This window comes from Streptomyces sp. NPDC001381 (genome assembly GCF_042895685.1).
In the GTDB taxonomy this organism is placed as follows: Bacteria; Actinomycetota; Actinomycetes; order Streptomycetales; family Streptomycetaceae; genus Streptomyces.
The window spans coordinates 267,286-287,990 of the sequence record NZ_JBIAWO010000003.1; the positions used below are offsets into that span (position 1 = coordinate 267,286).

Below are 20,705 nucleotides of genomic sequence, written 5' to 3' on the forward strand. Positions count from 1 at the left end.
CCGCAGCCCCGTGGGGTGCAGGGGCGCAGCCCCGTGGGGTGCAGGGGCGCAGCCCCGTGGGGTGCAGGGGCGCAGCCCCGTGGGGTGCAGGGGCGCAGCCCCGTGGGGTGCAGGGGCGCCGGGGTGCAGGGGCAGAGCCCCGCCAGGGGCCCGGGGGCGGAGCCCCTGGGGGTGGGAAGGGTAGGGGCGGCGGGGGCGAAGGGCTCCCGTCGGGCGCCCCGCTCTCACACCCGCCGTCGCGCCTTCCGAGCCCTCCGCACCACAGCCGCCGCACCCAGCAGAGCCACCGTCGCCCCCGCGGCCCCCGCCGCAGTCGCGTCCTTCCGCCCCAGCCGCCGCCCGGCGACCGTGTGCCGCCCGGCGACCTCCTCCAGCAACTCCGCGAGCACCTCCTCATTGGTCCACCGCGCCCGCCACCCCGCATCATGCAGCCGCGACCCGCTCACCACCCACGGGTACATCGTGTACGCCAGGTCCCCCGCCGGAGACGGCGTCAGCCCGATCCGGTGCAGCCGCGCCGCCGCCCCCAGCGCCACCGCCGACGGCAGTTCCATCCGCCGGATCCCGCTGAGCTCCTCCACCTCCTCCTGCTCCAGCCACCCGTCGCACCCGACCGCCAGCTCCCCGTCGACCTTCTCGAGAACGGCGTACTCCAGCGCACTGCACAGATCCTCGACGTGGCAGAACTGCCAGGCCGGCCGCGACCCGGCCACCACCAGCAGCCGGGGCGACTCGAAGTACCGGGTCAGCGCCGTGTCCGTACCCCCCACCAGCACCGCCGGCCGCACCACGGTGACGTTCAGCCCCGGGTGCGCGCGGGGCGCCCGCCGCGCCAGCCGTTCGATCTCCAGCAGGTCCCCGACGCCGGTCGCCTCCGCCGTGGCCCGCAGCTCCGCGTCCTCCGAGAGCGGCAGCTCGTTGTCCGGGAGCGCCCCGTAGACCATCGAGGAGGTGCACAGCACGACACGGTGCACCCCGGCCGCCGCGGAGGCCGTCAGCACGGTCTGCGTCCCGCGCACGTTGTAGGCCGTCCGGGCGGCGGCGTCACTCCCCAGGTCGAGATCGAGCGCGAGGTGGACCACGACGTCCGCCCCGCGCAGCTTGTCGGCGATCGCCGGGTCACGGACGTCGAGGATGTGCCACTGCGCCGCGTCGCACTCGCCCCGTCGCTCGTCGATGGCGATGACCTGCTTGACCTCGTCCGATGCGGCGAGCCGCTCGGTGAGCAGGGCGCCGACCCCGGTGGCGGCGCCGGTCACGGCGACGACGGGCCCGCGCGAACCGCCCGGGGTTGAGTGGTTTCGCGCTGCGCGAACCTGCGGATCTGGGGAACTCACCAGGTGTCTCCAGCGGTTGTCTTGGCATACGGGCGCGAGTGACGCGTACGTACCAGGTGGCATCCATCCTGCCGCAGGCCAAGAGTCGGCGAAGCACCGAGGCCCGATCGAGCCCCGGGGTGTCTACGCTGGGTGGTGTTGCAGGGCAGCCGCGCCGCCGGGTGAGAACCGGTGGCCTTACCAGCCGAGGAACCCCGTGAGTGACACCCCATTCGGATTCGGCCTTCCGCCGGAGGAGCCGGAAGACGGCGACGAGGGCAAGAAGAAGGACCAGCAGAGCGGTGGTGGTCAGGGACCGGCCAACCCGTTCGGTTTCGGGTTTCCCGGAGCCGGCGGCTTCGGTGGTCCGGGCGGTCCAGGTGCCGACAATCCGCTCGCGGCCATGTTCGGTTCCCTGAACCCCACCGACCTGGGCGCCGCCTTCCAGCAGCTGGGCCAGATGCTCTCGTACGAGGGCGGCCCGGTGAACTGGGACATGGCCAAGCAGATCGCCCGCCAGACCGTCTCCCAGGGCACGTCGGACGGCGTGAAGGACGCCAGCGTCGGCCCGGCGGAGCGCACCGCGGTCCAGGAGTCCGTCCGTCTGGCCGATCTGTGGCTGGACGACGTGACGTCCCTGCCGTCCGGCGCGGGCTCGGCCGTGGCGTGGTCGCGCGCGGAGTGGGTCGAGGCGACCCTGCCCGCGTGGAAGGAGCTCGTCGACCCGGTCGCCGAGCGCGTCGGCGCGGCCATGGGCGACGTCCTGCCGGAGGAGATGCAGGCCATGGCCGGCCCGCTGATCGGCATGATGCGTTCGATGGGCGGCGCGATGTTCGGCTCGCAGATCGGCCAGGCCGTCGGCGTACTGGCGGGCGAGGTGGTCGGCTCGACCGACATCGGCCTGCCGCTCGGCCCGGTCGGCAAGGCGGCGCTGCTGCCGCTGAACATCGGGGCGTTCGGCAAGGACCTGGGCATCCCCCAGGACGAGGTCCGGCTGTACCTCGCCCTGCGTGAGGCCGCTCACCAGCGCCTTTTCGCGCACGTGCCGTGGCTGCGCTCGCACCTGTTCGGGGCGGTCGACGGCTATGCCCGCGGGATCAAGGTCGACACGGCGAAGCTGGAGGACGTGGTCGGCCAGTTCGACCCGCAGAACCCCGAGCAGCTGCAGGACGCGCTGCAGCAGGGCATGTTCCAGCCGGAGGACACGCCGGAGCAGAAGGCCGCCCTGGCCCGTCTGGAGACGGCTCTGGCGCTCGTCGAGGGCTGGGTGGACGCGGTGGTCCACGCGGCCGCGAAGCCGCGGCTGTCGTCGGCCGACGCGCTGCGTGAGGCCCTGCGCCGCCGCCGTGCCACGGGCGGCCCGGCGGAGCAGACGTTCGCCACGCTGATCGGTCTGGAGCTCCGCCCGCGGCGTCTGCGGGACGCCTCCCGCCTGTGGGCGTCGCTGACGGACGCGCGCGGTGTCGACGGCCGTGACGCCCTCTGGGCGCACCCCGACATGCTGCCGACGGCCTCCGACCTGGACGACCCGGACGGGTTCGTGCACCGCGAGCAGCTGGACTTCTCCGAGCTGGAGAAGATGCTCGGCGAGGCGGGGAGCGGTGGCGGCTCGGCCGAGAAGCCGAACCTGAAGAAGGATGACGACACCCCGGACGGCGACGGGGGCGACGACGCCAAGTGAGTCTCCACGACGACGCGGTCCTCGTCCTCAAGGGCTACGAGGACCAGGCGGACCTGCGCCAGGTCTACCTGGACCATCTCGCGTCCCACCCCGACGGCCTGTGGAAGGCCTGCGGGGACGGGCACATCACGGCGAGCGCCCTGGTGATCGACCCCTCACGCGGGCGTGTGCTGCTCACGCTGCACAAGAAGATCCGGATGTGGCTGCAGATGGGCGGCCACTGCGAGCCTGCCGACGAGACGCTGGCCGCGGCCGCCCTGAGGGAGGGGACGGAGGAGTCCGGCATCGCGGGGCTGAGCCTGCTGCCCGGCGGCCCCGTGCGCCTGGACCGGCATCTGACACCGTGCGCGTGGCATCTCGACGTCCAGTACGCGGCGCTCGCTCCGGCGGGGGCCGTGGAGGCGATCAGCGACGAGTCCCTGGACCTGCGCTGGTTCGGCTACGACGAGGTGGCGGCCGTGGCGGACGAGTCGGTCGTACGGCTGCTGGAGGCGACCCGCGCGCGGCTGTGAGGCCGGGGCGTGCGTAAGGGGCGGTCACCAAGGGTGACCGCCCCTTACGTCTGCTTTCCGGACCCCGCCGGACGGGTCAGCTCCAGACGTTGCCCTGGTTCTGTCCCCGTGCCCCGTGCTGGCCCATGCCGTACTGGGCGGCGAGGCCGGACCCGACCTGGGCGTTCTGCGGCGGCAGCAGCTCGCTGGGCTGCACCAGCGCGAATCCGGTGCCCATGAAGCTGAGCTCCCAGCCCTCGCCGGTGTTGCCGCGCCGGCGCCACACCCCGGAGGAGTGCGTCTGGGCCTGCATCTGCACCCGCAGCCCGGTGGACCAGGCCACGATGGCGTCGGCGTCGCAGTTGACGTACTTGTCGGGCGTGACCTGCATCATCAGCGGCGCGCCCGAGGTCATCAGGGCGACCCGGCCGCGGCCCGTGATGTTGAGCTGGTACTTCCCCGAGCCGGAGATGCCGTAGAGGCTGTCGACGGCGATGACCTCGTGGTGCAGCGAGGAGTCCATGGCGAGGACGTAGCTGCTGTCGACGGTCAGCCCGTCCTGCTCGACGTCCACGAGGTGGATGTACTGGGCGAGGTTGGCGAGGTAGACCGTGCCCTGCCCGTGACAGCGCATCAGGTCCAGGCCTTCGCCCGTGTGCGCACGCGCGCGTCCCTGCTGGTTGCTCTGGTACTCGGCGTCGAACTCGACGAGGCCCTGGTAGGCGACCATCGTGCCCTTGCGGGCGAGGATGTCGTCGTGGCCCTCCATGACGACGCGGAGCATCTGCTTGTTCTGCAGGCTCCAGCGTTCCTGGGTCTGCGAGTCGTTGTGCGCGAAAAGTGAGCTCTGCATGGCGTTTCTGGCTCCCCCTCAGCCCCGGATCCGGAGGCGGTCGGTGCTGTCCTCACTGGGCTGGACGACGACGATGCCCTGGCCCGAGAAGGCCATCTGGTAGGCCTCGCCGCTGCCGCGGCCGATGAGCGACTGCGCCTTGAAGCTGCGCTTGCCCTTCACCTTGAGGTTCGGCGACCAGGCGACGAGCGCGTCGGGGTCGACGTAGGTCTCGTCCTCGCCGCCGCCGCAGTCGACCACGATCGGCTTGCCGCGGGAGGTCAGCGCGACCCAGCCCTGTCCGGAGATCTTGGTGTTCCACAGGCCCTGCCCGGCGAACTTCGCCAGACCCTTGACCCGCTCGACGCCCCAGGTGAGGTGCGCGTCGAAGGCGAGCAGATTGGTGGCGTTGACCGAGATGCCGTCGCCGTTGAGGTTGATCACGACGACGTTCGCGCCGTAGTCGGCGAGGTAGAGCAGCCCGTCGCCGGAGCACTTCATCAGGGGCGCGCCCTCCCCGGTCATCCAGTCGCGTGCGATCTGGCGCACGGCCGGCGGGTTGGGCTCGTACTGGACGAAGCCCTCGTAGGCGACCATCGAGCCCACGCGCGCGAGAAGGTCGTTGCCGGTCTGCATGGCGACCTTCAGCATGTGGTTGCCGTGGTTCTCCATGCGGGCGGTGACGGGTGCGGGGGCATAGCCCGCGAGCGGCTGGTTCATGACGGGCTCCCTCAGACCTCGTACGGCTGGACGACGATGAAGTTGCCGGGCGCGCCCCGGAACTGGAGGTTGACGCTCTCCCCGGTGTCGCCGGGGTAGGCGTTGCGGCGCATCCGCACCTGGCTGGAGACGACCACCTGGGCGGCGGACGACCAGGCGACCACGGCGTTGCAGTCGGCGAACGTGGTGGGGGTGACCGGCAGGACGACGGGCGTGCCGTGCGTCTTCACGACGATCGTGCCGGTGCCCGTGAACTGCATGGTGAACAGGGCGCCGCCGGGGATGCCGTGCCCTTCGATGCGCCGGACCTCGTACTGCAGGCTCTCGTCGAAGGCGAGGACGTTCTCCGCGGAGACGCAGATGCCGTCGCCCTGGAGTTCGATGGGGTGCAGCATCGTGGAGTTGTCGGCGAGGAACACCTGGCCCTGGCCGGTGCAGCGCATCAGCTGCATCTCCTGGCCGGTCGCGTTGCCCACGATCCGGCCGGCGAACCCGGCGCCCTTGTAGCTGAAGTCGACCTTGCCCTGGTAGAGCACCATGCTGCCCTGGCGGGCGAGCACGGGCTGGCCGCCCATGCCGAGGTCGACGCGGATCAGCTTCTTGTTCTGCTGCGTCCAGCGCTGACCGGTGGGCGTCTCCTTGAACTGCTGGAGAGCGGCGGTCACTCCGGCACCGCCCTGGGGCGCGCCCTGCGGCACCCCGTACGCCTGCTGGCCGGGCACCTGTCCGAACGGGGGCTGCTGGCCGTAGCCGGGCGGCATCGGAGCCTGGGGCGCCTGCGGTGCCTGGGGCTGCCCGTAGCCGGGCGGCATCGGCGCGGTCGGGGTGACGCTCTGGCCGTACGAATGCTGCTGCGGCGGCTGGCCGTACGGCGGCTGGGGGCCACCGGGAGGTCCGGGGGGTGCCGGGGGCGGCGGGGCCTGGATGCCGCCGGGCGGCGTGGGCATGGGCGCGACGATCGTCGGCGCGGCGTGCACCGAGGGCGCCGGCGGGGTCGGGGCGGGCGGCGGCGCGAAGCCCTGCGGAGCGGGCTGGGGCTGCTGCGGGGCGGGCACGGGCGCCGGTGCGGGAGCGGGCGCGGACGGGGCGCCGAACGCGGGCGGCGCGAAGCCGGGGGTGGCGCCGGTCTGGGGCTGCTGGGGAGCGGCGGGCGCCTCCTCCTCCGCGACCTCGCCGCCGAAGTTCTTCAGCAGCGCCTCCAGGCCGCCGTCGAAGCCCTGTCCGACGGCCGCGAAGCGCCAGACGTCCTTCAGGTAGAAGTCGCCCAGCATCACGGCCCGCTCGGTGGTGAACTCCGAGCCGTTGAACGCGTACCGGGCCACCTCCTCGCCGCCCGCGACGATGCGGAGGTAGCCGGGGTTGATCTGCGACATCTGCCCGGCGCCGTCGATGGTCGCGGTGAAGGACAGCTTGCGGATCTGCGGCGGAATCCGGTCCAGGGTGATGCGGAAGGACTCCGTGTCGCCCGCCTGGGTGCCCAGGAGCTGGATGGACTCCTCGGGGGACTTCGGCTGATTGAAGAAGACGAAGTACCGGTCGTCCGAGAGCCGCTCGTCGGCGTCGAGGCCGAAGCAGCTGATGTCGAAGGTCAGGCCGGGGGCGGAGATCTGCACGCCTACGTACAGATCGGTGCCCGCGGTGAGGTCACTGATCCTGGCCTTGTGGCCGCGTTGGAATTCCCTGGGCATGCGTAACGACCGTCCCCCATCCCGATTGCGAGTGCGTCGCGTCAGGCTAACGGCAAACTCCGACAACGCACGATGTCGGTACAGACCCGGTACACAACCCGCTGCACCTGATACCGGTCGCGCGCACGCTCCGCGCCCCCCGCGTCACTCCTCGCGTGCGCCGGTCAGGTGCGGCAGCCGTTCCGCGGCGACCACTCCCTCGAGATAGCCCCGGGCCCGCTCCGTGCGCGGGTAGGCCTCCAGCAGCCGCCAGAAGTCGGGACCGTGGCCGGGCACGAGCAGGTGGGCGAGTTCGTGGGCGAGGACGTAGTCGATGACGTACTCGGGCATGCCCTGCAGACGGTGCGACAGACGGATGCTGCGCTCGGCCGGGGTGCAGGAGCCCCAGCGGGTGTTCTGGTTGGTCACCCAGCGCACCGAGGCGGGCCGGGCCCGGCCGCCGAAGTACTGGGCCGACAGCCGCTCTGCGCGCTCCGCCAGTTCGGCGTCGCCGGGCACCCGCCTGCTCTCCTGCGCGGCCAGTTTGTCGAGCATGACCCTCACCCAGCGTTGCTCCTCGGCCTCGGACATCCGGGCGGGGATGAGCACGATGGTGCGATCGCCCTCACGGTACGCGGAGACCGTCCGGCGTCGACGGGCACTCCTGCGGACCTCGATCGGGCTCGCCCCCGAGCCGCTCGGCGGCTGGCTCGTCGTGCTGCGCTGTGGCGTTCCGGCGCGGTGCAGGGGGTCGGCGGGCACGCCCCGACGTTACCCGCTGCACACGGCGGAAGTCCCGACCCCGAGGCGGTCGGGTTCCGGTCCCGCGCCCCCGGTTTGCCTCATACGACGGATTTGTACGACGAATGCCCGTGCCTGTGGACAACTTCCGGCACGGCTCGGCGGCGCCGGGCATGCTGGCACTCGTCGGCGGAGCGAGGACGCCCCCACGCCCCCGCTCCGCCGACGCACGGGGACTTTCCAGGCATACGGGGGCTTTTGATGCATCCGAGGGTGAAGCCCGCGCTGCGGCGCGGCTGGCGGGACCTCAACACCGTGCAGTTCGGGATGACTCCGGCGCACGCGCTGACACTCGGTCCGGTGGACACGGCGACGGGGAGTTTCCTCGATCTGCTGGACGGCACCCGCGGGCTCGAGCTGCTGCGTGAGGAGGGGCGCCGCATGCACCTGCCGGACGGTCATGTCGACCAGCTCGTGGAGCGGCTGGCGCGGGCGGGACTGCTCGACGACGCGCGCGGAGGCGGGCCGGACGCGGCGGCCCTGCGGGAGAAGACGGCGGTCCTGGACCGGCTCCGGCCCGACCTCGCCTCGCTGTCGCTGACCACCTCGGCTCCGGGCGACGCGCTCGGGCGCCTCGCGGCCCGGCGGCGGCTGCGGGTGCAGGTCCGCGGCGCGGGCCGGGTCGGGGCGGTGCTGGCCGCGCTGCTGTCGGGCGCGGGGATCGGCGAGGTGGACGTAAGAGACGGCGGCCTGGTGGAGCCGGAGGACGTCGCACCGGGTGGGCTGGCCGCCGAGTCGGTCGGCGAGCGCCGGGAGGAGGCCGCACGCCGGGCCGTGCGCAGGGCAGCCCCGGAGCGCCCGCCGCGCAGGAGCTCGCGGTCACCGGCCGAGGAGGGGACCCCCGGCTTCGCCCTGGTGGTCGTCGCGCCACGGGACGACGTGTCCGTGCACGCCCCGGCCCCGGCTGCGGCCGAACCCCTGCTGGCCTCGGGCACTCCACACCTCTACGCCGGGGTGGTGGAGGCGACTGGTGTCGTCGGGCCGCTCGTCCTGCCCGGCGAGACGGGCTGCGCGGGCTGTCTGCAACATGCGCGCGCCGAACGGGACGAGACCTGGCCACGGCTGGTCGCGCAGTGGCAGTCCGGAAGCCGCCGCTCGGTGCGGGCCTGCGACCTGACCCTGGCCACGGCGGTCGCCGGCCTGGCGGCCACCCATGCGCTCACCTTCCTCGACGGCCGGGTCCCCTCCAGCGCGGGAGCCCGCTGGGAGGTGTCCTTGCCCACTCTGCAGTGGCACGCCCGGCCGGTGTGGCCGCATTCCGCGTGTCCTTGCGGGGCCGCGAGGAAGGGTGAGGAGAAAGGTAAGGCGGAACACACACCCGAGGACGGGGGATCGCACGCGACAATGGCAGGGCAACGGCATTCGAAGGACTTACGCCGTACGACAGTGGCGGCGCGGCAGGCTGGGACTTGGAGGGCGCATGTCTGATCTTCCCCGGAAGGCGGTCACCCGGACCGCCAAGCTCGCCGCGCTGCCGCTCGGCTTCGCCGGGCGGGCGACCTGGGGCCTGGGCAAGCGAATCGTCGGTGAGTCCGCGGAGATCGTCGGCCGTGAGCTGCAACAGCGGACCGCCGAGCAGCTGTTCAAGGTCCTCGGCGAGCTGAAGGGCGGCGCCATGAAGTTCGGACAGGCCCTGTCCGTCTTCGAGTCCGCCCTGCCCGAGGAGGTCGCCGGCCCCTACCGCGCGGCGCTGACGAAGCTCCAGGACGCGGCGCCGCCGATGCCGACGCGCACGGTGCACGCGGTGCTCGCGGAGCGGCTCGGCGAGGACTGGCCCGACCTGTTCGCCGAGTTCGACGACAAGCCCGCCGCGGCGGCCTCCATCGGCCAGGTGCACCGCGGGGTGTGGCACGACGGCCGGCCGGTCGCGGTCAAGGTGCAGTATCCGGGGGCGGGTGAGGCCCTGCTCTCCGACCTGAACCAACTCAGCCGCTTCGCACGCCTGTTGGGCCCCCTGATTCCCGGCATGGACGTCAAGCCGCTGATCTCCGAGCTCCGGGACCGGGTCTCCGAGGAACTGGACTACGCCCTGGAGGCACAGGCCCAGCAGGCCCATGCGGAGGAGTTCGCCGACGACCCGGACGTGGTGGTCCCGGCGGTGGTGCACCAGTGCGACCAGATCCTGATCACCGAGTGGATCGACGGCGTCCCCCTGTCCGAGGTGATCTCCGAGGGCACCCAGGAGCAGCGTGACCGCGCCGGTCAGTTGCTGGCCCGCTTCCTGTTCTCCGGTCCTGCCCGCACCGGCCTGCTGCACGCCGACCCGCACCCCGGCAACTTCCGTCTGCTGCCCGGCGGACCGGACGGCGAGGACGACTGGCGGCTGGGCGTGCTGGACTTCGGCACGGTCGACCGGCTCTCCGGCGGCCTGCCGGAATCGATCGGCGAGTCCCTGCGCATGACCCTGGACGGCGAGGCCGACGCCGTCTACGAACTCCTCTGCACGGAAGGCTTCGTCAAGGAGTCCATCGAGCTGGACCCCGACGCGGTTCTCGACTACCTGCTGCCGATCATCGAACCGGCCAAGGCGGAGGAGTTCACCTTCACCCGCGGCTGGATGCGCAGCCAGGCGGCCCGGATCGCCGACCCCCGCTTCCCCGCCCACCAGCTGGGCAAGCAGCTCAACCTGCCGCCGGCCTATCTGCTCATACACCGGGTGACCCTGAGCACGATCGGTGTGCTGTGCCAGCTCGGCGCGACGGTGCGGCTGCGGGACGAACTGGAGGAGTGGCTGCCGGGATTCGTCCTCGCCGAGGACCTGGCCGAGTTCGACGCGGGAGAGTCTGTGGCGGAGGCCTGACAGCCGGCGGCCACGGGCACAACGCACCGCGGGGGCCGGTCCGTTCGGACGGACCGGCCCCCGCGGGGACAGTTTCCGCCTCCCTCGCGGGGAGGCCACCGCTTCCGGTGGGTGTGGGTTACTGCATCACGGCCATGGCGAGCGCCCGGCGGGCACGCATCGACGCGCGCTCGGCCCTGCGCTGCATCCGGCGGGCCGCCACCAGGCGCACGGCCTGACGGTCCCGCTCGGCCTCCTGCAGTCGCTCATGCATATGCGCACGGGCCAGGGCTTCTGGAATGAGTTGCATCTCTCGGGTCCTGTTCTGACGCGAGTCGATCGCGCCGGTGGTGGTGACGTCTTCGGTCGCGGAGCCTTCGGGCTCGCTGGTGAACGGCTTCATCGGGGCCTGCTTCGTGGGGTCTTGCGTGAGGGGGCGGTCGATCGTTCCTGCGGTGTTCATGCCGTGACCGGGTTCTTGCGCGGGCGGCCACGGGGCCGCTTCCGGGCGACGACGACGCCCTGGACGAACAGCTCGCCACCCCAGACGCCCCAGGGCTCACGCCGCTCCTTGGCGCCGGCGAGGCAGGCCTCCATCAGCGGGCAGGTGCGGCACAGGGACTTGGCGTACTCGACGTCCGCGGGCGACTCGGCGAAGAAGACCTCCGGGTCGTAGGAGCGGCAGGGGACGGGTACGCCGAGGTTCTCGATGGCGTCGTCGAGCGCGGTGAGCGCGGTGAGCGGGGTCAAGGTGGAGTCCTCCGTGAGGCCGGGCGGGGGGATCGTTTCGGAAGGCGGTACGGACGGGGCGTGCGCTTCGAGTTGCACGGTTCGTCTTCCTCGTCTGTCGGTCCGGTCCTGTTGGACCGGGTGTCGGCGTTTCTTGTCCCGAGGCCCCTTCGCCCGTCTGTCCCCGGTACGGGGACAAACAGAAGGGCCGCGGATCCCGGATGGGGTTCCGCGGCCCTGAAGGCGCCGGCCTGATCTAGATCAGGCTGGATCACTCCAGGGTTCTGGCCCACGGAAGGCCCACATCAGGTGGTGCTGCGTCGTCTGCTTCCGGAATCCGGCACCGGCCGCCGTAAAGGCATAGGCCTGCGCCTGTGCCTCTACTGCTTCCAGTGCCTTGGTCGGTCGCTCATTGCGCTCGCGGACGGGAAGGCCCGCGGGGGCAACGGAGGAGGACGCCAGCCGGCCGGCACGAATGCCGGACAGACCGGTGCCCAGGGTCGAGGCGCCGAGCATGCACGCGGAGACGGTCGAGCGATCGGTCAGTTTGGCGGTGCTGATGGAGCTGCTGTTGATGATGATCACTGGAATCGCCTCCTCTCGGCGTCTCGGGGGACCGGGGGTGAGCCCAGTCCAACGGATATGTAAGTAGAGCACGGAACCAGGGCCTTGGAGAAGGCCGCCGCTTCCGTGTCTAAGAACCTATGGGGATTGCTGGGGCATGCGCAAACTATTTTTTCGACGAGTTCGCATCCGTCCCCCCGCCCTCCCCCTCGTCCTCGTCCGTGAGCGACTGGCCTGCGCAGATGGCCAGGACGTCGGCGCCGTAGCGGTTGAGCTTGCGCGCGCCGACCCCGGGGATCCGCGCGAGTTCGCCCGGCTCGTCGGGGACGGCCTCGGCGATCGCCATCAGCGTCTTGTCGGTGAAGACGCAGAACGCGGGCTGTCCGTTGCGCCGCGCCTGGGCCGCGCGCCACTCCCGCAGCCGCTCGTAGACGCCCTCGTCCATGTCGGAGGGGCAGCCCTCGCAGCGCATCAGCTTCAGCTCGCCGGCGTCGGTGAGCGTGCGACCGCAGACCCGGCAGCGGGCCGGGGTGCGCTGGGTGCGGCGCGCCACCGCCGGGGTGCCCGCGGCGGCCCCGCCGAAGCCGCGCTCGATGCCTCCGGAGGCTCCCCCGCCCCAGGCGGCTCCGGTGCCGGAGCCGGGGCGCAGTCCGTCGAGGAAGCGGCTGGGGCGGCGGCTGGGGCGTCCGCCGGGTGAGCGGGCGAGCGCCCAGGAGACATGGAGGCGCTCGCGGGCGCGGGTGACCCCGACGTAGAGGAGGCGGCGCTCCTCCTCGATCTGCTCGTCGGTCCTGGCGTAGGTGATCGGCATCATGCCCTCGGCGACACCGACCAGGAAGACGACGTCCCATTCCAGGCCCTTGGCCGAGTGCAGGGAGGCGAGGGTGACGCCCTGGACGGTCGGGGCGTGCTGGGCGCTGGCGCGTTCATCGAGTTCGGCGACCAGGTCGGCGAGGGTGGCGCCGGGCCGGGCGGCCTCGAAGTCCTGGGCGAGGCTGACCAGCGCGGCCAGCGACTCCCAGCGCTCCCTGACGGCCCCGGAGCCGGCCGGCGGCTGTGGACTCCACCCTTCGCCGGAGAGGACGGCACGCACCTGCGAGGGCAGGTCGACGGCGTCCTCCAGGAGCGTGTCGTTGCCGCCGAAGCGGGCCGCACCGCGCAGGGCGACTCCGGCCTTGCGCACCTCGGGCCGGTCGAAGAAGCGCTCGGCGCCCCGCAGTTGGTAGGGGATGCCGGCGTCGGCGAGGGCCTGTTCATAGGTTTCCGACTGGGCGTTGGTGCGGAACAGGACGGCGATCTCGGCAGCCGGGACCCCGGCGGCGAGGAGGTCCCGGATGCGGCGGGCGGCGCCCTCGGCCTCGGCGGGCTCGTCGGTGTACTCGGCGTAGACGGGTTCCGGTCCCGGGGCGCGCTGGGACACCAGCTCCAGGCGGTGGTCTGCGGCCCGGCCGCGGGCCTGGGAGAGCAGACCGTTGGCGAGGTGCACGACCTGAGGGGTGGAGCGGTAGTCGCGGACCAGCTTGACGACGGTGGCGCCGGGGTGGCGGGTGCGGAAGTCGAGGAGGTGGTCGGGGGTGGCACCGGTGAAGGAGTAGATCGTCTGGCTGGCGTCGCCGACCACGCACAGGTTGTCGCGCTCGCCGAGCCACAGCTCCAGCAGGCGCTGCTGGAGGGGGCTGACGTCCTGGTACTCGTCGACCACGAAGTGCTGGTACTGGGCGCGGACCTGCTCGGCGATGTCGTGCCGGTCCTGGAGGACGGCGACGGTGAGCAGGAGGACGTCCTCGAAGTCGATGACCCCGCGGTCGCGCTTGAGGTCCTCGTAGGCGGAGTAGATCTGGGCGATCTCCGCGGGGTCGCGGGGGGCTTCGCGGCCGGCCTTGGCGGCGGCGAGGGCGTAGTCGGCGGGGACGGTCTGGGTGACCTTGGACCACTCGATCTCCGCGGTGGCGTCCCGGAGCTCCCCCCGGTCCAGGCGGATGCGGCAGGCGGCGGCCGCGTCGGCGACGAGCTGGATCTTGCGGTCGACGAGCCGGGGCAGGGCGCCACCGATGGCTTTCGGCCAGAAGTACTGCAGCTGACGGAGGGCGGCGGAGTGGAAGGTGCGGGCCTGGACGCCCTGGGCGCCGAGCTGCCTCAGCCGGCCGCGCATCTCCCCGGCGGCGCGGTTGGTGAAGGTGACGGCGAGCACGCTGGAGGGCTGCAGGATGCCGGCGCGCACCCCGTAGGCGATGCGGTGGGTGATCGCCCGGGTCTTGCCCGTGCCGGCTCCCGCCAGCACGCACACCGGACCGTGCAGGGAGGTGGCCACCTCGCGCTGCTCGGGGTCGAGCCCTTCGAGCACCGCGTCGGCCGACCGGGGGGCCTGCGGGAAGAGGGGGGAGTGCGTTGCTGCTGTCACACGGCCATGCTGCCAGGTCGGCGGAGACGGGTGAGCCGGTTGTCCACAGGCGGCCCCCGATAGTCGTACCAATGCGGCGAGGGTCACCCTCTGCCGTCCTCGCGGCACGGGAATGGTGTGCCTTTCACGTACGTTCTCCCCCTGCGACCACCTGTTCCCCACCCGCCGAAGGAGCACGAGAGACATGCTGGGCACTGTGACGATGTACAGCACCACGTGGTGCGGTTACTGCCAGCGGCTGAAGAAGCAGCTGGACCGCGAGGGCATCGCGTACACCGAGATCAACATCGAGCAGGACCCGGAGTCCGCGGCGTTCGTGGAGAAGGCGAATGGCGGAAACCAGACGGTGCCGACCGTGCTGTTCGCCGACGGTTCGACGCTGACGAACCCGTCGCTGGCGCAGGTGAAGCAGAAGATCGGCGCGTGACCCCGCACGGAAAGGGCGGCCTCCGGAGCTTCGGAGGCCGCCCTTTCCGTGTCCTTTGTCACATGGCGCGTCACACGAAGCTGCGCGTGGGCAGCGGCTTGCCGTACCAGAGCTCGATCAGGCGGGCCGCGATCGAGATGCCGTACGGCGGCAGGACCTCGCCGGACTCGAAGGCGGCGCCCAGTTCGTCGCGGGAGAACCAGCGGGCCTCGTGGATCTCGTCGCCGTCGACGTCGATGTCGGTGGAGGTGGCGCGGGCGACGAAGCCCAGCATGAGGCTGGACGGGAACGGCCAGGGCTGGCTGGCGATGTAGTCGACCTGGCCGACGGTGATGCCGGCCTCCTCGAACACCTCGCGGCGCACGGCCTGCTCGATGGACTCACCGGGCTCGACGAAGCCGGCGAGGGTCGAGAAGCGGCCCTCGGGCCAGTGCACCTGGCGGCCCAGGAGGATGCGGTCGTCCTCGTCCGTCACGGCCATGATCACCGCGGGGTCGGTGCGGGGGTAGTGCTCGGCGCCGCAGGCGGGGCAGCGCCGGATGTGACCGGCCGCCGCGATGACGGTGCGCTCGCCGCAGCGGGAGCAGAAGCGGTGGGTGCGCTGCCAGTTCTCCAGGCCGACGGCGTGCACCATCAGGCCGACGTCGCGGGGCGACAGCAGCAGTCCGGCCTCGCGCAGCCCGGCCGGGCGCGCGGACTGGTCGATGCGGCCGGGCAGGGCGTCCTTCTGCAGGGCGAAGTAGCTGACTCCGTCCTCGTCGGTGCCGAGGAAGTAGCGGTGCGCCTCGGTGAGAGGGGCCTCGAAGGAGGGCGTCATGACGAGCTCGGTCCGGCCGTCGGCCGTCTCGTCGATGAGGACCTGGCCGCCGGAGACGACGAAACAACGCGTCGTCGGGTGGCTCCATGCCGCGGCGAGCCAGGCCTCGTCGAGCCGGTGGTGGGCGGCGCGGTCGATGCCGCTCGGTGCGGTGAGCGAGATGGGCCGGTCGGCGTTCTGGTCGGTCCAGGTGGTCACGGGTGCTTCCAACTCCCCCGGTGGAACGGTTGATTCGGCGGGCGGTTCAGCGGGACGTGCGGCAGGGGGCGACCGGGTCCGGTGCGGTGTCGCGGTGCGGCCTTTCCAGTGTGCGCCGCGGTCAAACCAGCTCCGGGCCGAGCGGGGGCGTCAGGGTGCATGGCGCCAGGTCTCCGACAGGTCGCCCCAGAGATACGCGGTGGTCTCCACGCCTTTGAGAAGGAGGTCCAGCTCGACCTTCTCGTTCGGCGCGTGCCAGCCGTCCGAGGGGACGGAGATGCCCAGGAAGAGCACCGGGGCGCCGAGGACTTCCTGAAGGTCGGCGGCCGGTCCCGAGCCGCCCTCGCGGGTGAAGCGGACGGGCCCCTCGAAGGCGCGGCCCATGGCGCGGACCACGGACTCCAGGGCGGGGTGGTCCAGCGGGGTCAGGCACGGGCGCGTGGCCGAGCTGAACGCGATCTCGAACCGGATGCCGGCGGGGATCTGGTCGGCGGCCCAGGCGCCGACGGCCTTCTCGACGCGCTCGGGGTCCTGTCCGGCGACCAGCCGGAAGGACAGCTTCACGAAGGCCGAGGACGGGATGATCGTCTTGCTGCCGGGGCCCTGGTAGCCGCCGCCGATGCCGTTGACCTCGGCGGTCGGGCGGGCCCAGATGCGCTCCAGGGTGGTGTGCCCGGCCTCGCCGTGGGTGGCGTGCGACTTGGCGGTGCGCAGCCACTGCTCCTCGTCGAAGGGCAGCTCCGCGAAGAGTTCGCGCTCGCGTGCGGTGAGCTCGACGACGCCGTCGTAGAAGCCGGGGACGGCCACGCGCGCGTGCTCGTCGTGCAGGGCGGCCACGAGGCGCGCAGCCACGGTGGCCGGGTTGGGCACCGCGCCGCCGAACGAGCCCGAGTGGATGTCCTGGTCGGGGCCGAAGAGCCGGATCTCGCACTCGGCGAGGCCACGCATGCCGGTGCAGACCGTGGGGGTGTCCGCGGACCACATACCGGTGTCGGAGACGATCACGGCGTCGGCGGCGAGCCGCTCGGCGTGCTCCTCGACGAGGGCACGGAAGTTCGGGGAGCCGGACTCCTCCTCGCCCTCGACGAGCAGCTTGAGGTTGACCGCCGGGGCGGTGCGACCGGTGGCGGCGAGGTGGGCGCGGACACCGAGGGTGTGGAAGAACACCTGGCCCTTGTCGTCGGCGGCCCCGCGCGCGTGGAGGCGGTTTCCGCGGACGACGGGCTCGAAGGGGTCGCTGTCCCAGCCGTCCTCGCGGGCGGCGGGCTGCACGTCGTGGTGGCCGTAGACCAGGACGGTGGGCGCCTCGGGATCACCTGAGGGCCACTCGGCGTAGACGGCGGGTGCGCCCGGCGTCTGCCAGACCTCGGCGGTGGGGAAGCCGGTCTCCTTCAGCTTCGCGGCGAGCCAGTCCGCGCTGCGCCGTACGTCGGGGGCGTGGTCGGGCTGCGCCGACACCGACGGGATCCGCAGCCACTCGGCGAGGTCGTCGAGGAAGGCGGCGCGATGCCGCTCGATGTACGTGCGGACGGCGCTGACGGCACTGTCAACGGGATGGCTCATGGTCACGAGCCTATCGGCCCGCGCCGGCATCCTCGCCGGGCGGTTGTGCACGGTTTGCCTGTGCGGGACGTCCTCCACGGTCGTCCGCGGCGGCCTCCTCCCCCGTCAACAGGCGCTCCAGCTCGGCACGATCGGGCAGTCCGTCGGGTCGTACGACGTCACCGGTGCGCACATAGAGGAACGCCGCTGTGACGGATTCCACGGGCACCCCTTGCTGCTCGGCCCAGGCGAGCCGGTAGAGGGCGAGCTGGAGCGGGTCGGCGGTGCGGGCTCGGTTGGTCTTCCAGTCGACGATCTCGTACGTCGCCGTGGGGCCGTCGCCCTCCTTGTAGACGGCGTCGATACGGCCCCGTACGACGCGCCCGGCGAGGGCGAGCTGGAAGGGGGCCTCGACGCGGTAGGGGGTGCGCCGGGCGTACTCGGTGCGCTCGAAGGCCTCCTTGAGGGCGTCCAGGTCGTGTTCGTCGGCGATCTCCGCGTCGGCGCCGGGCAGGTCGTCCGGTTCCAGCAGCGGAAGCGTCAATTCCTCAAAGCGGGCCTCCACCCATGCGTGGAACCGGGTGCCGCGGCGTGCGGCCGGTTGCGGGGGGCGGGGCATGGGGCGGGCGAGTTCCTGCGCGAGACCGTCGGGGTCGGCGGCCAGGCGCAGCAGCTGCGAGGCGGTCAGCGTCGTCGGGAGGGGGACGTCCGTGACGCTCCGGCGGCTGCGCAGGAGTTCGCCGGCGAGCGCGTCGAGGTCGCGGTCCCAGGAGGCGACCGTGCGAGCCTCCTCGGGGGTGAGGGAAGGCCGCCGGGGGCGTACGGCGCGGAGCTCGGGGGCCGTGGCCTGGTGGGGTACGGCCGGGCGGGCGGTGTCCCACTCGTCCCGGTCGGCGTGGCCCGCCTCGCCGCGGCCGGTGGCGGGTGCGTCGGCGTACCCGGCGTCGGGGTCGTCGTCGAATCCGGCGTCCGGGTCGTCGTCGAATGCGGCAGCGAGGTCGTCGTCGAACGGGTCGGCCTCGTCGTAGGGCGGCTCGTCCTCGTCGGGGGGCGGGGGCCAGTCGGGGTCGTCGTAGGTGTCCGGGTCGTGCGTGGCCGCGGGGTGGCCTTCCCCGGGGCGGGCGAGGTCGTCGAGGTGGGCGAGGACGGTCTCGGCGGCGGCACGGCGGCGGGCGAGCGCGGCGTCGTCCAGGGGAAGCGGCCAGACCTGGTCGGCGGTCGCCCGGTGCAGGGTGGGGTTCTCCTCGTCCTCCTCCGGTTCGTCCGCCCAGGCCTCGATCTCGCCGTGGCCGGCCGCGCAGTGGTCGTAGAGGGCCCGCAGGAAGTCGGAGGGGCCGCGGGGCTTCTTCTGGGTGGGGCCCCACCAGTGGCCGGAGCCGAGGAGCAGGGAGCGGGGGCGGGTGAAGGTGACGTAGCCGAGGCGGAGTTCCTCGGTGTGCTGGTGGTCCTTCATGGCCTCGTGGAAGGCCTTCATGCCCCGGGAGTCCCAGGAGTCGATGTCGGGCAGGGTGTCGGCGTCGCCGCGCAACTCGTGCGGCAGCACCTTGGCCTGGGCGGTCCACTTCTCGCGGCCCTGGCCGCTGGGGAAGGTGCCGGTGACCAGGCCGGGGACGGCGACGACGTCCCATTCCAGGCCCTTGGACTTGTGGGCGGTGAGCACCTTGACGGTGTTCTCGCCGCCGGGCAGGGCGTTGTCGAGGCCCTTCTCGTACTGGGCGGCGGTGCGCAGGAAGCCGAGGAAGGCGAGCAGGCTGGCCTCGTTCTCGCCGGCGGCGAAGGAGGCGGCGATGTCGAGGAAGTTCGACAGGGTCTCGCGGCGGCGGGCGGCCAGGGCGTGCGGGGACGCGGACAGTTCGACCTCGAGGCCGGTGACGGCGAGGACCCGGTGCAGGACGTCCATCAGCGGGTCGGACAGGGAGCGGCGCAGGTCGCGCAGTTCGGCGGCGAGCCGCGCGAAGCGCACGCGCGCGTCCGGCGAGAAGGGCAGCCCGTCGTCGTCCGCCCGGTCCAGGGGGGCTTCCAGGAAGGTGTCGAGGGCGTCCGCGAGCGATATCACCTCGGACGGGTCGACCCCCTCGACGGCCTCGGCGAGACGCCGGTCCGGATCGTCGCCGTCGTCCCCGCGCGCGTGGGAGACGAGCAGCCGCGCCCGCCGGCCGAGGAGGGCGAGGTCGCGGGGGCCGATGCGCCAGCGCGGGCCGGTGAGCAGCCGGACCAGGGAGGCGTTGGCGCCGGGGTCCTGGAGGACCTCGCAGACGGCGACGAGGTCGGCGACCTCGGGCAGGTGCAGCAGTCCGGAGAGCCCGACGACCTCGACGGGCACGTCACGGGCGACCAGGGCGCCCTGGATCTCCGCGAAGTCGGTGGCCGTGCGGCACAGGACGGCGATCTCGCCGGGCGCCTTGCCGGTGCGGACGAGGTGGGCGACGGAGTCGGCGATCCAGTCGATCTCCTCGGCATGGGTCGTCAGGAGCGCGCAGCGGACCAGGCCGTCGCGTTCGGCGCCGGGGGCCGGGCGGAGGGCCTCCACGCCCGCGTGCATGGCGCGCAGGGGTTCGGCGAGGCCGTTGGCGAGGTCGAGGAGACGGCCGCCGCTGCGGCGGTTCTCGCTGAGCGACTGGCGGGTCGCCGGCCGGCCGTCGGCGTGGGCGAAGTGCTCGGGGAAGTCGTCGAGGTTGGCGACGGAGGCGCCGCGCCAGCCGTAGATGGCCTGGCAGGGGTCGCCGACGGCGGTCACGGGGTGGCCGGTGCCGCCGCCGAACAGGCCGGCCAGGAGGATGCGCTGGGCGACGGAGGTGTCCTGGTACTCGTCCAGGAGCACCACGCGGAACTCGTCGCGCAGGATCCGGCCCACCTCGGGGACCTGCGCCAGCCGCGCGGCCAGGGCGATCTGGTCACCGAAGTCCAGCAGGTCGCGTTCGCGCTTGGCCGCGCGGTAGCGCAGCACCAGGTCGGCCAGTTCGCGGCGGGCGGCGGCCGTCTCGGGCACCTTGCGCAGGTCGGCGTTGGTCAGCCTGGCACCCTCCAGGGCGCGCAGCAGTCCGGTGTCCCAGACGCGCAGGTCCTCGGGACGTACGAGGTGTTCGGCGAGCTCGGAGTCGAGTGCCAGAAGGTCGCTGACCAGGTCGGCGAAGGAGCGGGTGAGCGACGGGTAGGGGCCGGGGGCCTCGCGCAGGACGCGCGCGGCGAGCTGGTAGCGGGTGGCGTCGGCGAGCAGGCGGGACGTCGGCTCCAGGCCGATGCGCAGGCCGTGGTCGGCCAGAAGGCGGCCCGCGAAGGCGTGGTACGTGGAGATCACCGGCTCACCCGGCGGATCGTCCGGGTCGATGACGTCGGGGTCGGTCACGCCCGCCCTGACGAGTGCCTTGCGGACGCGTTCGGCGAGCTCGCCGGCGGCCTTGTTGGTGAAGGTCAGGCCGAGGACCTGCTCCGGGGCGACCTGGCCGGTGCCGACCAGCCAGACGACGCGCGCGGCCATCACGGTCGTCTTGCCCGACCCCGCTCCGGCCACGATCACCTGCGGGGCGGGCGGCGCGGTGATGCAGGCCGTCTGCTCCGGGGTGAAGGGGATCCCGAGGAGCTCCTTGAGCTGCTCGGGATCGGTGATGCGGGCGGGCATGGGGAGAGGCTAGCGGCGGGCACTGACAGTCGATGACAAATCGCCCGCCGTGAGGCAGGGAAGCGCAGGTCAGTGGATGTGGTGCGGTCCGTCACACCTGTCCGTCGCACGGTGCCGGGCG

General features: G+C 72.6%; 17 protein-coding genes. 5 read left to right on the plus strand and 12 right to left on the minus strand.

Annotation, left to right across the window (positions count from 1 at the left end; all coding sequences use genetic code 11):
* Window positions 1-224: 224 nt before the first annotated feature.
* Window positions 225-1,337 (minus strand): SDR family oxidoreductase, encoded by a 1,113-nt coding sequence (locus ACFY2L_RS14820; protein WP_390822516.1) that lies wholly within the window; start codon window positions 1,335-1,337, stop codon window positions 225-227.
* A gap of 196 nt (window positions 1,338-1,533) precedes the next feature.
* Between ACFY2L_RS14820 and ACFY2L_RS14825 the strand changes: the two genes are divergently transcribed.
* Both ACFY2L_RS14825 and ACFY2L_RS14830 read left to right on the plus strand, forming a co-directional pair.
* Entirely contained in the window at window positions 1,534-2,997 is a 1,464-nt protein-coding gene (locus tag ACFY2L_RS14825; RefSeq protein ID WP_390822517.1) for a zinc-dependent metalloprotease, read from the plus strand.
* The gene (locus ACFY2L_RS14830; protein WP_390661148.1) at window positions 2,994-3,509 is read left to right on the plus strand and encodes an NUDIX hydrolase; all 516 of its coding nucleotides are present in this window, start codon (window positions 2,994-2,996) and stop codon (window positions 3,507-3,509) included. The genes ACFY2L_RS14825 and ACFY2L_RS14830 overlap by 4 nt, the downstream gene beginning before the upstream one ends.
* A gap of 76 nt (window positions 3,510-3,585) precedes the next feature.
* Here ACFY2L_RS14830 and ACFY2L_RS14835 read toward each other — a convergent pair whose 3' ends face one another.
* From ACFY2L_RS14835 to ACFY2L_RS14850, 4 genes are all read right to left on the minus strand, one after another.
* Complete coding sequence (locus ACFY2L_RS14835; RefSeq protein WP_390822518.1) at window positions 3,586-4,341, minus strand: AIM24 family protein; 756 nt, start codon at window positions 4,339-4,341, stop codon at window positions 3,586-3,588.
* 18 nt (window positions 4,342-4,359) lie between these two features.
* Window positions 4,360-5,040 carry an AIM24 family protein gene (locus ACFY2L_RS14840; RefSeq protein ID WP_390661150.1) on the minus strand — a complete coding sequence of 227 codons (681 nt, stop codon included), beginning with the start codon at window positions 5,038-5,040 and terminating at the stop codon, window positions 4,360-4,362.
* 11 nt (window positions 5,041-5,051) lie between these two features.
* Complete coding sequence (locus tag ACFY2L_RS14845) at window positions 5,052-6,728, minus strand: TerD family protein (protein ID WP_390661151.1); 1,677 nt, start codon at window positions 6,726-6,728, stop codon at window positions 5,052-5,054.
* Between the two features lie 144 nt (window positions 6,729-6,872).
* Window positions 6,873-7,469: a M48 family metallopeptidase gene (locus ACFY2L_RS14850; RefSeq protein ID WP_390661152.1), complete on the minus strand. Its 597-nt coding sequence runs from the start codon at window positions 7,467-7,469 to the stop codon at window positions 6,873-6,875.
* A gap of 240 nt (window positions 7,470-7,709) precedes the next feature.
* Between ACFY2L_RS14850 and ACFY2L_RS14855 the strand changes: the two genes are divergently transcribed.
* A complete protein-coding gene (locus ACFY2L_RS14855; RefSeq protein ID WP_390822519.1) occupies window positions 7,710-8,936 on the plus strand; it encodes a TOMM precursor leader peptide-binding protein in 1,227 nt (408 codons plus the stop codon).
* Window positions 8,929-10,308: an ABC1 kinase family protein gene (locus ACFY2L_RS14860; RefSeq protein WP_390822520.1), complete on the plus strand. Its 1,380-nt coding sequence runs from the start codon at window positions 8,929-8,931 to the stop codon at window positions 10,306-10,308. The genes ACFY2L_RS14855 and ACFY2L_RS14860 overlap by 8 nt, the downstream gene beginning before the upstream one ends.
* 118 nt (window positions 10,309-10,426) lie before the next feature.
* Here the strand turns inward: ACFY2L_RS14860 and ACFY2L_RS14865 are convergent, their stop codons facing one another.
* The 4 genes from ACFY2L_RS14865 to ACFY2L_RS14880 all read right to left on the minus strand — a co-directional run bounded on the left by ACFY2L_RS14865 (window position 10,427) and on the right by ACFY2L_RS14880 (window position 13,981).
* The gene (locus ACFY2L_RS14865; RefSeq protein WP_390661155.1) at window positions 10,427-10,750 is read right to left on the minus strand and encodes a hypothetical protein; all 324 of its coding nucleotides are present in this window, start codon (window positions 10,748-10,750) and stop codon (window positions 10,427-10,429) included.
* Window positions 10,747-11,115 (minus strand): WhiB family transcriptional regulator, encoded by a 369-nt coding sequence (locus tag ACFY2L_RS14870; protein WP_005480495.1) that lies wholly within the window; start codon window positions 11,113-11,115, stop codon window positions 10,747-10,749. The genes ACFY2L_RS14865 and ACFY2L_RS14870 overlap by 4 nt, the downstream gene beginning before the upstream one ends.
* Before the next feature lie 162 nt (window positions 11,116-11,277).
* Entirely contained in the window at window positions 11,278-11,601 is a 324-nt protein-coding gene (locus ACFY2L_RS14875) for a hypothetical protein (protein ID WP_390822521.1), read from the minus strand.
* Window positions 11,602-11,746: 145 nt separating this feature from the next.
* Window positions 11,747-13,981: an ATP-dependent DNA helicase UvrD2 gene (locus tag ACFY2L_RS14880; protein ID WP_390822522.1), complete on the minus strand. Its 2,235-nt coding sequence runs from the start codon at window positions 13,979-13,981 to the stop codon at window positions 11,747-11,749.
* Window positions 13,982-14,165: 184 nt separating this feature from the next.
* On the opposite strand from ACFY2L_RS14880, the gene ACFY2L_RS14885 reads away from it, so the two are divergent.
* A complete protein-coding gene (locus ACFY2L_RS14885; RefSeq protein WP_382784432.1) occupies window positions 14,166-14,408 on the plus strand; it encodes a mycoredoxin in 243 nt (80 codons plus the stop codon).
* 70 nt (window positions 14,409-14,478) lie between these two features.
* On the opposite strand, the gene nudC is transcribed toward ACFY2L_RS14885, so the two are convergent.
* From nudC to ACFY2L_RS14900, 3 genes are all read right to left on the minus strand, one after another.
* Window positions 14,479-15,423, minus strand: coding sequence for an NAD(+) diphosphatase (nudC, locus tag ACFY2L_RS14890; RefSeq protein ID WP_390661158.1), 945 nt, complete (start codon window positions 15,421-15,423; stop codon window positions 14,479-14,481).
* A 150-nt stretch (window positions 15,424-15,573) separates the two neighbouring features.
* The gene (locus ACFY2L_RS14895) at window positions 15,574-16,986 is read right to left on the minus strand and encodes a dipeptidase (RefSeq protein WP_390822523.1); all 1,413 of its coding nucleotides are present in this window, start codon (window positions 16,984-16,986) and stop codon (window positions 15,574-15,576) included.
* Between the two features lie 10 nt (window positions 16,987-16,996).
* Window positions 16,997-20,584, minus strand: a complete 3,588-nt coding sequence (locus tag ACFY2L_RS14900; protein WP_390822524.1) for a UvrD-helicase domain-containing protein — start codon at window positions 20,582-20,584, stop codon at window positions 16,997-16,999.
* Between the last annotated feature and the right edge of the window lie 121 nt (window positions 20,585-20,705).

Bases quoted from the DNA above. Each gene is read 5' to 3' on its own strand.
- ACFY2L_RS14855 (WP_390822519.1), top strand. From the start codon at position 7,710: ATGCATCCGAGGGTGAAGCCCGCGCTGCGGCGCGGCTGGCGGGACCTC.
- ACFY2L_RS14845 (WP_390661151.1), bottom strand. From the start codon at position 6,728: ATGCCCAGGGAATTCCAACGCGGCCACAAGGCCAGGATCAGTGACCTC.
- ACFY2L_RS14840 (WP_390661150.1), bottom strand. From the start codon at position 5,040: ATGAACCAGCCGCTCGCGGGCTATGCCCCCGCACCCGTCACCGCCCGC.
- ACFY2L_RS14860 (WP_390822520.1), top strand. From the start codon at position 8,929: ATGTCTGATCTTCCCCGGAAGGCGGTCACCCGGACCGCCAAGCTCGCC.
- ACFY2L_RS14865 (WP_390661155.1), bottom strand. From the start codon at position 10,750: ATGAACACCGCAGGAACGATCGACCGCCCCCTCACGCAAGACCCCACG.
- ACFY2L_RS14885 (WP_382784432.1), top strand. From the start codon at position 14,166: ATGCTGGGCACTGTGACGATGTACAGCACCACGTGGTGCGGTTACTGC.
- ACFY2L_RS14835 (WP_390822518.1), bottom strand. From the start codon at position 4,341: ATGCAGAGCTCACTTTTCGCGCACAACGACTCGCAGACCCAGGAACGC.
- ACFY2L_RS14895 (WP_390822523.1), bottom strand. From the start codon at position 16,986: ATGAGCCATCCCGTTGACAGTGCCGTCAGCGCCGTCCGCACGTACATC.
- ACFY2L_RS14900 (WP_390822524.1), bottom strand. From the start codon at position 20,584: ATGCCCGCCCGCATCACCGATCCCGAGCAGCTCAAGGAGCTCCTCGGG.